This window comes from Plantactinospora sp. KBS50 (assembly GCF_002285795.1).
In the GTDB taxonomy this organism is placed as follows: Bacteria; Actinomycetota; Actinomycetes; order Mycobacteriales; family Micromonosporaceae; genus KBS50.
The window spans coordinates 6,647,025-6,659,524 of sequence record NZ_CP022961.1 but is presented as its reverse complement, the minus strand read 5'-3'; the positions used below and the strand labels follow the sequence as shown (position 1 = coordinate 6,659,524).

The 12,500-nt window shown below is 70.6% G+C and carries 9 protein-coding genes; 4 read left to right on the top strand and 5 right to left on the bottom strand.

Translation table 11 applies throughout. The features are described from left to right. Positions 1–136: 136 nt before the first annotated feature. A complete protein-coding gene (locus CIK06_RS28860; RefSeq protein WP_095567427.1) occupies positions 137–511 on the bottom strand; it encodes a hypothetical protein in 375 nt (124 codons plus the stop codon). Between the two features lie 175 nt (positions 512–686). Between CIK06_RS28860 and CIK06_RS28855 the strand changes: the two genes are divergently transcribed. Next, positions 687–1,166, top strand: a complete 480-nt coding sequence (locus tag CIK06_RS28855) for a methylated-DNA--[protein]-cysteine S-methyltransferase (RefSeq protein ID WP_095567426.1) — start codon at positions 687–689, stop codon at positions 1,164–1,166. Positions 1,167–1,312: 146 nt separating this feature from the next. On the opposite strand, the gene CIK06_RS28850 is transcribed toward CIK06_RS28855, so the two are convergent. Further along, positions 1,313–2,392 carry an inositol-3-phosphate synthase gene (locus CIK06_RS28850; protein WP_095567425.1) on the bottom strand — a complete coding sequence of 360 codons (1,080 nt, stop codon included), beginning with the start codon at positions 2,390–2,392 and terminating at the stop codon, positions 1,313–1,315. Positions 2,393–2,415: 23 nt separating this feature from the next. Next, the gene (locus CIK06_RS28845) at positions 2,416–3,045 is read right to left on the bottom strand and encodes a PadR family transcriptional regulator (protein ID WP_095568229.1); all 630 of its coding nucleotides are present in this window, start codon (positions 3,043–3,045) and stop codon (positions 2,416–2,418) included. Between the two features lie 188 nt (positions 3,046–3,233). Here CIK06_RS28845 and CIK06_RS28840 point away from each other — a divergent pair, with 188 nt between their 5' ends. From CIK06_RS28840 to CIK06_RS28830, 3 genes are all read left to right on the top strand, one after another. Continuing rightward, on the top strand, positions 3,234–3,725 hold the full coding sequence (locus CIK06_RS28840) for a DUF5318 domain-containing protein (protein WP_198348051.1): 492 nt from the start codon (positions 3,234–3,236) through the stop codon (positions 3,723–3,725). Positions 3,726–4,236: 511 nt separating this feature from the next. Beyond that, positions 4,237–6,957 carry a transglycosylase domain-containing protein gene (locus CIK06_RS28835; protein ID WP_232533920.1) on the top strand — a complete coding sequence of 907 codons (2,721 nt, stop codon included), beginning with the start codon at positions 4,237–4,239 and terminating at the stop codon, positions 6,955–6,957. Between the two features lie 236 nt (positions 6,958–7,193). Then, positions 7,194–8,804 (top strand): glycosyltransferase family 87 protein, encoded by a 1,611-nt coding sequence (locus tag CIK06_RS28830; protein WP_095567423.1) that lies wholly within the window; start codon positions 7,194–7,196, stop codon positions 8,802–8,804. Between the two features lie 216 nt (positions 8,805–9,020). Here CIK06_RS28830 and CIK06_RS28825 read toward each other — a convergent pair whose 3' ends face one another. Both CIK06_RS28825 and CIK06_RS28820 read right to left on the bottom strand, forming a co-directional pair. Then, the gene (locus CIK06_RS28825; protein ID WP_232533919.1) at positions 9,021–11,315 is read right to left on the bottom strand and encodes a hypothetical protein; all 2,295 of its coding nucleotides are present in this window, start codon (positions 11,313–11,315) and stop codon (positions 9,021–9,023) included. An 8-nt stretch (positions 11,316–11,323) separates the two neighbouring features. Continuing rightward, positions 11,324–12,100 carry a deoxyribonuclease IV gene (locus tag CIK06_RS28820; protein WP_095567422.1) on the bottom strand — a complete coding sequence of 259 codons (777 nt, stop codon included), beginning with the start codon at positions 12,098–12,100 and terminating at the stop codon, positions 11,324–11,326. Positions 12,101–12,500: the final 400 nt, after the last annotated feature.

Genomic DNA, 12,500 nt, shown 5'->3' with positions numbered 1-12,500 from the left:
CAGGAAGTCCGCTAAGTGTCGGATTTCAGCGCCCGGCGTGCGTGGACTGGCTTCTATCAACGCTTGACTACGACCGAGGTGCCATCCGGGGACCAGGCGTACGGGCCGGCGGCGTCACCCCGGACCGGCACCAGCCCTAGCGGATGGCCGTCGGTCGCGGAGAAGAGCTGAGACCGCGGCGCGGGTGCCGTACCGCCTCCGAGATCGTGCCGCCCAGGTCGGTCTGCTGGAAGACGACCTCGGACCCGTCCCGGCTCCAGGTGAAGAAGCAGTAGTCCGTGCACCGGAACTCCTTGGCGTCCACCGGGTAGCTGCGGAACTGCCGGTCCGCCGCAGTCAGGATGCCGATGGCGGTGCTCCCCGACTCCTTGTCGTTGATGGTGAGCAGCAGCCGGGTGCCGTCCGGCGACCACTGCGGGGCCAGGATGTGCCGGCCGGTCCGGACCCACTGCACCCGTGCGGTGGCCGGATCCAACAGGCCGGTCTCGGTCGGGCGTTCCTGCCGGAACACCGCCGCCAGGTCGCCCCGGGGAGCGTGGTGAATTCCCGGTCGGTCGCCTGCCGCACGATTCCACCTCCCGATGGTTCCGACGCCGGGCGGGAGGGATTTCTTGCCTCGCGCGCCGACCGACCTCGGCGGCCGGGTCCGGCCCGAACAATGTCGGCGGGTGCGGGAGAATGTCGGCATGCGTTGGGCCGTGCTCGATTCCCCGATCGGTGAGTTCTCCGTCGCCGCGGACGCGACGGGGGTGCACGCCGCGCACTTCGGTCCGGTGGACGGGGCGCAGACCGATCCGCCGGATCCCGCGCTGCGCGCCGTGCTGGCCGAGCTGCGGGCGTACTTCGCGGGCGAGCTGACCGAGTTCACGGCGCCGCTGGCCGCCGACCGGGGCTCGGATTTCGAACGCGCGGTGTGGCGGGAGATGACGCTCATCCCGTACGGCCAGACCCGCACCTATGGCGAGGTGGCGGCCAGGGTGGGCGATCCCGGCGGCGCCCGGGCGGTGGGGGTGGCCTGCAACCGCAACCCGATCCCGGTCATCGTGCCCTGTCACCGGATCGTCGGCGCCGGCGGCAAGCTGGTCGGGTTCGGCGGCGGCCTGGACCGCAAGCGCCGGCTGCTGGAATTGGAGGCCGGGGTGGCCTTCCAGCGCGCCTGGGCCTGAGCAGTCGACCTGCCCGACCCGGCCCGACCCGGCGTGCCCGGCGGAGCTGAGCGGCGCGGCTGGCGCGTACCGGCGGATCCCGGTTGGACGAAGCGGCGGGGGCCGGGTCCGCGCGGACCCGGCCCCCGCCGTCGTTCAGCGCTCGGTCAGCGCTCGACCTTGCCGGTGATGAAGTCCTCGACGGCCTGGTGGGCGTCGTGGTCGGCGTACTGCTCCGGCGGCGACTTCATGAAGTACGACGACGCGGAGAGGATCGGGCCACCGATCTTGCGATCCAGCGCGATCTTGGCGGCGCGTACGGCGTCGATGATGACACCCGCGGAGTTCGGCGAGTCCCACACCTCGAGCTTGAGTTCGGCGTTCAGCGGTACGTCGCCGAACGAACGTCCCTCCAGCCGGATGTACGCCCACTTCCGGTCGTCGAGCCACGGCACGTGGTCGGACGGGCCGATGTGCACGTCGCCCTTGGCGATCTCGTGCGGGATCTGGGAGGTGACCGACTGCGTCTTGGAGATCTTCTTCGAGACCAGCCGGTTGCGCTCCAGCATGTTCATGAAGTCCATGTTGCCGCCGAAGTTGAGCTGGTACGTGCGCAGCAGCTCGACCCCGCGGTCCTCGAAGAGCTTCGCGAGCGCCCGGTGCACGATGGTGGCACCCACCTGGCTCTTGATGTCGTCACCGACGATCGGCAGCCCGGCGTCGGTGAACTTCTGCGCCCAGACCGGGTCGGAGGCGATGAAGACCGGGAGTGCGTTGACGAACGCGCAGCCCGCGTCGATGGCGGCCTGGGCGTAGAACTTGTCCGCCTCCTCGGATCCGACCGGCAGGTACGAGACCACGACGTCGACCTCGGCGTCGCGCAGCGCCTGCGCCACGTCCACCGGGTCGACCCCGGACTCCTCGATGATCTCGGTGTAGTACTGGCCGAGACCGTCGTAGGTGGGGCCACGCTGCACGGTGACGCCGGTCGGCGGTACGTCGCACAGCTTGATGGTGTTGTTCTCGCTGGCGACGATCGCCTCGGCGAGGTCCATGCCGACCTTCTTGGCGTCCACGTCGAAGGCCGCGACGAACTGCACGTCGGAGACGTGGTAGTCGCCGAACCTGACGTGCATCAAACCGGGGACGCGGTCGTTCGGGTCGGCATTGCGGTAGTACTCCACGCCCTGCACGAGGGACGAGGCGCAGTTCCCGACACCGACGATGGCGACGCGGACGGAGCCCATCGGGTTTGCCTCCTTCTTGTCATTCATGGCCGCTCCTGCTCCTTCGCGCCTGCGCCGGGCGGAGTCGGGCTGTCGTTGTGGTGGTCTTCGCGGGCATCCGGTGCCCGGCCGGAGCGCTCGTTGGCGATGAGCTCCTCCAGCCAGCGCACCTCGCGCTCGCAGGCTTCCAGGCCGTGCCGCTGGAGTTCCAACGTGTACGCGTCGAGCCGGGAGGCGGCCCGGCCGAGTACGTCCCGCAGGCCCTCGCGGCGTTCCTCGATCTTGCGGCGGCGACCCTCCAGAATGCGTAGGCGGGTCGCCTGGTCGGTCCGGGCGAAGAACGCGAAGTGCACGCCGAAGCCGGCGTCCTCGTACGTCTCCGGACCGGTCTGGCCGAGCAGTTCGGCGAAGCGCTCCTTGCCCTCGGCCGTGATTTTGTAGACCACCCGGCCGCGCCGGCTGGTCAGCACCGGCACGTCCTCGGGGCTGGCCGGCGGGGCCTCGGTCGCCTCGGCGATAAGACCCTCGGCCTGGAGCCGGCGCAGCGAGGGATACAGGGATCCGTAGCTGATCGCCGCCCGGATGGCGCCGAGCTTGGCGGTGAGCTCCTTGCGCAGCTCGTAGCCGTGCATGGGCGACTCCTGAAGGAGCCCGAGGATGGCGAGTTCAAGCATCGGCTCTCCCTCCTCCATCGCCTGGTATACCCTCGGAACCCACCCGGTAACCCGGGCGATGTATCGGACCGATACATCGCACAGTAATGGGCAACCCGCCCCGAGGCAAACCCCCACTAGCGCAGGGAATTGACCACGTACCGTGACGGTTGTCGCCTCGTTCGGCCGGACCGCGTACCCTTTCCCGCATGCGTACGCAGCGCCAGGTCGTCGACTACTCGCTTCAGAAGCGAGCGCTGCTGCGCGCCGTCATGGCCGGGCGAATCGGTACGTACGAGGTGTGCGACGCCTCGCCGTACCTGAAAAACGCCGCTCGGTTCCACGGCGAGCCCACCGACCGGCTCTGCCCGATCTGCCGACGCGAGAACATGACACACGTTCACTACATCTACGGTGACGAGCTCAAGCAGTCGGCCGGGCAGGCCCGCACGCTGGCGGAACTGTCGACGCTGGCCATGACACTGCGTGAGTTCCAGGTCTTCGTGGTGGAGGTGTGCCGCTCCTGCGACTGGAATCACCTCATCGAGCAGTACCTGCTCGGGCTCGACGGCCTGGACGACGAACGGGAGCCGGCGGACGAGCGGTTGGCGGCCGGCGGTGCGTCGGTCGGGTCGGGACCGGCGGGCGGACCGCCACGGAAGGCGGCGTCGGTGCGTCGACGACGTGAGGCGCAACGGTGATCAACGGTTTCCGGGTTCGGCCCACGGGGGCACACGGACCAGGAGACCATCGCTCGCGTGTTCGCGAGCATGTCCGGAAAATCGGAATTGACGCGGGCGGCCGTCACCGGCACGGTGACGGCCATTCGTGTGCTCCAGCTCACGGCAACTCGGTGGTGGCGCTCGGCCGACCACCGCGACCGGCAGGGTGTGACGAATGAACTCGTACGGCGATCCCAGTTCCGCGCATGGCCGGGGCCACGACGGCTCCGGCGGTGATTCCGGATCGGGCGACGCGCGATGGCTCTCCGGCAGCGGCAACGATCCCGCCGGCGACTCCGCCGGCTACGGTGACTCGGCCGGCTACGGAGACTCCGCGGGGTATGGCGGCTCGACCGGGTACGGCGGTTACGGCTCGGGCGGCTCCGGAGGGTCGGCGCCCAGTGGCCGTGCCTCCGTCGGCGGCGCGTCCGGTTCGGCCAGCACACCCTCGGCCAGCACACCCTCGGGTGGATCGGCGGGTCGTGCCCGGGTGGGTCGGGCGTCCGTGCCGGGACCGGTGTCGCCGGCTCCCGGTGGTGACGGCGAGGGCTACGGCGGGCACGGCGGCGGTTCGGCGTACGGCGGCTCCGGGTACGGCGCTGCCTCCGGCCGGGCCAGCTCGGGGCGGGCCTCCGTCGGCTCCGCCTCGGTCGGTTCCGCGTCGGTGGGCTCCGCGTCCGTGGGCTCGGCCTCGGTCGGGTCCGGGTCGGCGGCCGGCCGGGCGACCGTCGGGCGGGCCTCGGTCCAGCCGGCCGCTCCGGGCTTCGGCCCGGCCGGCGCGGGTCCCGGCGGTTCGGGTCCGGGCGGTTCGGGTCCGGGCGGTTCGGGTCCGGGCTGGCAGGGCGGGACCGGGCCGGGCCGCAGCGGCCGGGGCTCCAGCGAGGCGGCGCTGCGCGCCCGCAAGCGCAAGCGGCTCAACTGGATCATCGCCTCGTTCGCCGTCTTCATCATGCTGGCCGGCCTCGGCGTCGTGATCGGCACCTACTACTCCACGACCGTGGTGCTGCCGGAGGACGTGAAGCTGCCGCTGCCCACCACGATCCTGGCCTCGGACAACAAGACGGTGCTCGCCCGGCTGGGCGAGGAGAACCGGGTCATCGTGCCGATCAAGCAGATTCCGGAGTTCGTCCAGCACGAGGTCGCCTCGGCCGAGGACCGGAAGTTCTACGAGCACTCCGGAGTGGACTATCTGGGCATCGCCCGGGCCGCGTGGAACAACTTCACCGGCGGCGACAAGCAGGGTGCCTCGACCATCACCCAGCAGTACGCCCGGAACGCGTACGCGAACCTGCAGGACGACACGTACGCCCGGAAGATCAAGGAGGCGATCATGGCCTCCAAGCTCAACGACCGGTACGACAAGAACACGATCATGCAGCACTACCTGAACACGATCTACTTCGGTCGGGGTGCGTACGGCATCGAGGCCGCCGCGAAGGCGTACTTCAACAAGTCGGTCGACAAGCTCAGCATCGCCCAGGGCGCGGTGCTGGCGGCGGTCATCAAGCAGCCCACCAAGAGCGCCACCCACCCGGGTTACGACCCGGCCAACAACCCGGACGGCGCCAAGGAGCGGTGGAACTACGTCCTGGACGGCATGGTCGCGAAGGGCTGGATGAAGGCCGAGGAGCGGCCCACCGAGTACCCGAAGGTGGAGAAGCCGAAGGACGCGAACGGCCTGGTCGGGCTGAAGACGCCGCGCGGCAACGTGGTCAACTACGTGGTCGACGAGCTGAAGCAGATGGGCCTGTGCACCTCGGACCCCAACGACGGCTCCGGCCGGATGACCTGTGGGGAGGCGCTCACCGAGGGCGGCCTGAAGATCAAGACCAGCATCAACATGAAGATGCAGACCGCCGCCGAGGAGACGGTGCGGCGCGCGGACAAGAACTCCCTGGTCCACAACCAGCGGAAGAACGTGATGGCCGCGCTGGTCTCGGTCGATCCCACCAACGGCCGGGTGCTGGCCTACTACGGCGGCGACGACGGCACCGGTACCGACTTCGCGGGGATGAACACCCGACCGGACGGCACCAAGTACGGCGGACACCCGCCGGGCTCGTCCTTCAAGATCTACACGTTGGCCGCGGCCGTCAACGCCGGCATCTCCACCGGATCGCACTGGGACGCCACCGACTACAAGCCCGAAGGGGTGAAGACCCCGATCCGCAACGGCGCCGAAGGGGCCAAGCTCAGCTGCCCCAACGGCAACGGCGGCAAGTACTGCACGCTGGAGTACTCGACGCTGAAGTCGTACAACGTGCCGTTCTACAAGATCTCCGAGCAGATCGGCTCCGACAAGGTGCTGGCGATGGCCAAGGCCGCCGGCATCGGCACCATGTGGGCGACCGACGCGAAGGGTCGGGAGCAGACGATCGACGTCGCCAAGACCGACGTCAAGAACGTGGCCACCACCACGTCGGGCTGCCACGGCGACAACGGCTGCCTGATCGACAACCACGTCGGGTTCGGCCAGTACCCGATCACCGTGCTGGACCACGCCAACGGCGTCGCCACCATCGCCAACCGGGGCAAGTACAACAAGGCGCACTTCGTGCTCTCGGTCGAGCGCCAGGACCCGGACACCGGCGAGTGGTCGACGGTCGGCGGCGAGCAGCTCAAGCCGAAACAGGTGATCAAGGCCGACGTCGTCGACGACGTGACCGAGGTGCTCAAGAAGTACCCCGCGTCCGTGCACCACACCCTCTCCGGGGGGCGGCCCGCGGCCTCCAAGACCGGCACCTGGGAACTGAACGACAAGTACAACGCGCACGCCTGGATGGTCGGCTACACCCCTCAGCTCGCCACGGCGGTCTGGGTGGGCAACGGCGGCGACAAGCAGGAGCCGCTGCTCCGGACGGACGGCGGCAACATGTACGGCGCCAACCTCCCCGGCGACATCTGGGAGCGGTACATGGACGAGGCGCTCAAGGGTCAGAAGGCGGCGTCCTTCCACTCGGCGGCCAACATCGGTGAGGACAAGGGCGACGGCATCGCGCCGCCGGAACCCACCATCCCGCTGTTCTGCCCCGACCCGAACAACCCGGATCCGAACATCCCGGCCTGCCAGAACCTGCCGACCATCCCGTTCCCCGGCTTCGGCAACGGTAATGGCGGCAACGGCAACGGCAACGGCAATGGAAACGGCAACGGCGGCAACGGCAACGGGAACGAGAACGGGGTGGCGCCCACCCAGAACCCCGGCGGATAGCCCCGGCGGACAGTCACCGCGGGCGGCGGGACGGCTCCGAACCGTCCCGCCGCCGGGTCCGCCGCGCGACCGCTTCCGGCGCCGGGGAGGACGTACGCCCCCGTCCGACGACGCGGCCTCGACGGTGACCATTTCGGGGCCGTCGGTACATCGCCGGAAGTGATTGCGTCCGCGGAGCGGACACTTACCCCCGGGATGACGACGAAGCATGGGTTGATGCGGCAGGATGCCTGTTCATGAGCCCGCAGTCCGCCGCCCGCCGTACCACGTCACCGGCCGGTGCCGATGACCAGTCCAGCTCGCAGCTGATCGCCGATCCGGCCGGATCGGCGGCGCTCGGCATCGGCGCGGCCGACGCGCCGGCGCTCGCCGTCGGCGGCGACCCGGCGGAGCCGGTCGACCACCCGTCCAGGTCGGACGGTTTCGTCCGGGGCCTGTCCGAGGCGATCGGCGGGCCGCTCGGCGAGCACGTCGAGCCCTCCGGTCCTGGCCGGGTGCGGCAGGGCTTCTGGACCGCCGCCCGGGTCGTCCTGGCGCTCGTCTGCCTCACCCTGGCCCTGCACTGGGTGCAGAAGTCGCCGTGCCAGGACGGCGCCTGGCAGAACAACATCCAGTACAAGGAGTTCTGCTACACCGACGTGCTCGCGCTGTACTACGCGGAGGGCCTCAACGAGGGCAAGGTGCCCTACCGGGACCACCCCGTCGAGTACCCCGTGGTCACCGGCTACTTCATGGGAGCCCTCGGGCTGCCCGTGCACGCGCTGGGCGTGGACCGGCCCGCGATGAACCAGGGGCAGTGGTTCTACAACCTCAACGCTCTGGTGCTGAGCGCGCTCGCCGTCGCCACCGTCGCGGTGATCCTGTCTCTGCGCCGCCGACGGCCGTGGGACGCCGCCCTCTTCGCGCTCTCCCCGGCCCTGTTGGTCACCGCCACCGTCAACTGGGACCTGTTGGCGATCGGTCTCGGCGCCTTCGGTCTGTACGCCTGGGCCCGGCGCCGTCCCGCGCTCGCCGGTGTGCTGCTCGGGCTCGCCGGGGCGGCGAAACTGTGGCCGATCTTCCTGCTCGGACCCATCCTGGTGCTCGCGATCCGGGCCGCCCGGGTCCGCGCGGCGCTGGTCGCGCTGGGAACGGCGGTCGTCACGGTGGTGGCGGTGAATCTGCCGATCGCCCTGCTCTACCCGACGAGCTGGGGACGGTTCTTCGAGCTGAACCAGACCCGGGCCGTGGACTGGGGCACGCTCTGGTACGTCGGCCGGTACGTCGACGGCAAGTGGCGATCCGGCCAACCGGGCGAGCAGGGCCCGTTCCAGTGGCTCAGCGGGCACATCCCGACCCTCAACACCCTGTCGTACGCGTTGTTCGGCGCGGCCTGCGTGGGGATCCTCATCCTGACCTTCATGGCCCCCCGGCGGCCCCGGCTCGGCCAGTTGGCGTTTCTCGTGGTGGCCGCCTTCCTGATCTTCAGCAAGGTCTGGTCGCAACAGTTCACCCTCTGGCTGCTGCCGCTGGCCGTGCTCGCCCGGCCGCGCTGGGGTGCCTTCCTCGCCTGGCAGGCCGCCGAGATCTGCTACTTCGTGGCCTTCTACGGGGAACTGCTCGGTACCTCCACCGGTACCGCGGTCTTCCCGGAGGGCGTGTTCGTGCTGGCCTCGACGCTGCGCCTGGTCACCGTTGCCGTGCTGTGCGGCTTCGTGATCCGGGACATCATGCATCCGGAACAGGACGCGGTGCGCCAGACGTACGCCGACGACCCGGACGGCGGCGTCCTGGACGGCGCCCCCGACGCCCCCTGGCTCGCCGACCGGACCGCCGAGCCCGCTCGGGCAACCCCGGCCCCGGCCTGACGCCGGACAGTGAAGCAGGCGCCATCGAGGAGGCGGGTCGTGAGGCCCGTGGCAAGGCGGCGGCCGAGCACGCCCTGCGAGGGCTCCTGACCGACCGGTCCGGCCCACGCGCCGACCGCCTGCTGAATGCGGCAGCGGAGACGGTGGCGAGCGGTTACCAGGACGGCGGCGACCGATACAGCGGGTACGTGTTCGAGCAGTTGAGCCGAACCAACCTCAGAAGCGGTACACCACCACGTTGCCGATGTCCTCGCGCTGGATGCCGAGGGAGTCCACCGGCAGGTCGACGGTGGTCTGCCAGGGCGTGCCGGGTACCCGGTCGCGCAGCAGCACCACCGTGTGCACGCCGATGCCGCGCAGGTAGGCCACGCTGTTCGCGTCCGGGAAGGTCTGCGTGACCTGCCGGGCGACCGTCAGCGGCTCCGGCGTGAATCCGCTGCCACCGTTGACGACGTCCTGGAAGCGGCTGGTCGTCCAGAGCATCACGTTCTGGTCGGTGCTCGGGTCACTGGGCAGCACGAGCAGCGGCCCGTCCACGGTGCGGAACGCGGCCGGCTGTTCCGGTACCACCGGATGTGGGGTGACGTTCAGCCCTTCGACCAGCACCAGCGCCAGCGGCACCAGGGTGAGCAGCCGTAGCCACGGACCGGGCCACGGCGGTATCCGCTGCGCGGCGAGTTCCCGGACCCGTACGGCGAGGGCGCTGACCGCGCCGGCCGCGAGGAGGCTCAGCAGCAGCGTCGCCCAGAGCATCAGCCGGCCGGGGGTGCGCAGGCCGTCCCATCCGGGCAGGTGCTCGAACAGCGGTACGTAGGTGTAGCGGCCGCCCTGGAACTTCGTGCCCATGGCCAGCAGCATGGTCAGCACCGTGGCGGCAGCCAGCAACAGGCGCTGGCGCAGGGTCCAGACCGAGACGATCAGTCCGGCCAGCGCCAGCCCGTAGAGCACGAACCCGGGCAGCAGCGTCATCTCGGGGTGCCATGGCAGCGCGGCCCGAGCCTGTTCGTGTGCCGCACCCCAGATCCGCGACTCCGCCGGGGCGATGAGGAAACCCTCGGCCGGCGGTGAGAAGAGGTCCACCTCGGCCAGCGACCGCTTGGCGTACGGGTACAGCTCGGCGACCTTGAAGAACGGGATCGCCATCAGTGCGCCGGTGGCCGCGAAGATCAGGCCGCCGCCCAGGTCCGCCAGAAGCAGCCGCCACCCGAACGGCCGCCGGCCGGCGCCGGTGAAACGCCGCACGTACCAGACGACCACCGCGACCACGGCGACCAGCCCGAGGACGTACGCGAAGGGCAGGCCGATGCCGAAGCCGAGGGTGATCTGCCAGCTCGCCACCACCCACCCGGCGAGTGCCCAGGCGGCATTGCGCCGCGTCGGCCGGTAGCCGCGGCGCAACGACCAGCCGTGCCCACGCGCCAGCATCGCGAACGCCAGCGGGATGCCGCCGTTGGACAGCACGTGCAGGTGGCCACCCTGGGCCAGCAACCACGGCGCGTACGCGAAGCCGACCCCGGCGACCGCGGCACCGATCCGGCTCGCGCCGAGCTGCCGGGCCAGCGCGTACGCACCGAACGTCGCCAGCGCATGCGCCAGCACGAACATGATGTTGTAGCGCAGCAACGCGGCGACCGGTCCGGTGCCGAGCATCCCGGCCGGGGCGTACCCGAGCAGGGTGTCGGAGAAGGCGAAGCTCCACGGCTCCGGATAGAACGTGTTGGACTGCCACAGCCGGGTGGGGTCGGTCAGCACGGCATGCCCCGACCAGGCCATCTGCCACGCCTGGAGGGTGGGATCCCAGATGTCCTGCGGAATGGTGTGCATCGGGTAGCGCAGCGTCGGCCAGGTCATCAGGACCGCCAGGGCGAGGCTGGCCAGCGCCGCGAGCGTCCACTCGTGGATGAAGAACCGTCCGGTGGCCCGGGCGCCCCGCCGGAAGCGACCCGGCAGGGACTCGCCGGCCGGGGCGAACGCGGACCAGGGGTCGGCCCTGTCGTCCTCGGCGCGCGCCGGTTCGTCGGCGCTCGTATCGTCCTCGGCGCTCGTGCCCGCGGCGGCCGGGCCATCCTCGCCGGTCGTGCCGTCGATCGGGGTGGTCTCGGTGGGTGTGCCGTCCCCGGTCGGGCCGGTGGTGGCGTCGGCCGGGGTGGTCTCGGTGGGTGTGCCGTCGCCGGTCGCCGGGGCGTCCGTGGTGGAGTCGGCATCGTCGGTTGCCCGCCCGGGGTCGGCCGGGGAGTCATCCGCGGATCGCGGCGTGCCCGGCGCTTCGCGGGTCGGATCGGTCGTCGGCGCTGCGTGGTCGCTCGTGGCCGTGCCGGCGTCGGCCGTCGGCTCCGCGGCGCCCCCGGCAACCGGCGGGTCGTCGGTCGTCGGGACAGCCTCGGTCGCCGCAGCGCTGTCGGTGGCCGCGGGTGCGTCCGTACCCACTGGCGCGTCGGTGTCGGTGTCGGTGTCGGCCCCCGGGCGGGGCAGCGACGACGACTCCGCCTCGCTGGACTGATCGGTGCTCATCCCGTCACCTACCGCCCGGCCCGGTCGCGCAACAGCGCAATGTCGGCGCGCTGTCCCGTGACCCCGCCGGGCGTCTCCACCACGACCGGGGCGTCGGCGGCCCGGATCGCGGCCACCACCAGATCCGGGTCGATCTTGCCGTTGCCCAGGTTGTCGTGCCGGTCGCGGCCGGAGTCGAAGCCGTCCTTGGAGTCGTTGGCGTGGATCAGATCGATCCGACCGGTGATCGCCTTGACCCGGTCGACGATGTCGAGCAACTCCTCGCCGCCGGCGTGCGCGTGGCAGGTGTCGAGGCAGAAGCCGACGTCGTAGTCGCCCACCGCGTCCCACAGCCGGGCCAGGTTGTCGAACCGGCGGGCGCAGGCGTTGTCACCGCCCGCGGTGTTCTCGATCAGCACCGGCGTCGCGAGGCCGCCGGCGTCGGCGGCGTACGCGAAGGCCTTGCGCCAGTTGTCGATGCCCTTGGCGAGATCGTCGCCGGCGTTGACGTGGCCGCCGTGCACGATCAGTCCCTTGGCGCCCACGGTCGCCGCCGCGCTGGCGTGGGTGAGCATCAGCTTGCGACTGGGGATCCGGATCCGGTTGTTGAGCGTCGCCACGTTGATGACGTACGGGGCGTGCACGAATACGTCGATGTCCGCCGTCCGCAGCCGGTCCGCGTCGGGGTGCGGCTGCGGCGCCTTCCAGCCCTGCGGATCGGCCAGGAAGAACTGCACGGTCTCCGCATCGCGGGCCGCGGCAGCGGCCAGGGGGTCGGTCGCGTCGACGTGGGCTCCGATACGCATGGATGCGAGCCTACGTCCCGGGACCGACAACCGGGTGATGGTGGTCGGCGCGGCATCGCGTCACCAGAGGCCAGATCCTCTCGTTGTCTGGGAGTGAACGGCCGGTGTTCCGGCGTCGGTCCAGGTCACCCGGGTGGTCCCGGGTCGCCTGCGGCGAGGGTCGGGATCCGGTGGAAAGTTGACGAACAATTCGGGCTATTGCCGCTCAAGACGCAAAACATGCTATCTTTGCACCAGATAAGTAAACACCGGCTCCGCGGGGCGCCAACCGTCCAACCTCATCGGTGTGGTCGTTCCTCCCCAGGTCCCACCCAAGGAATGCGGACGGGGGCGTCCCGCGGCTCAGCGCCGTCCGTCGTCCCGGACCGGTCGCTCCGGGCCCCTTCCCGCGCCAGCGTGC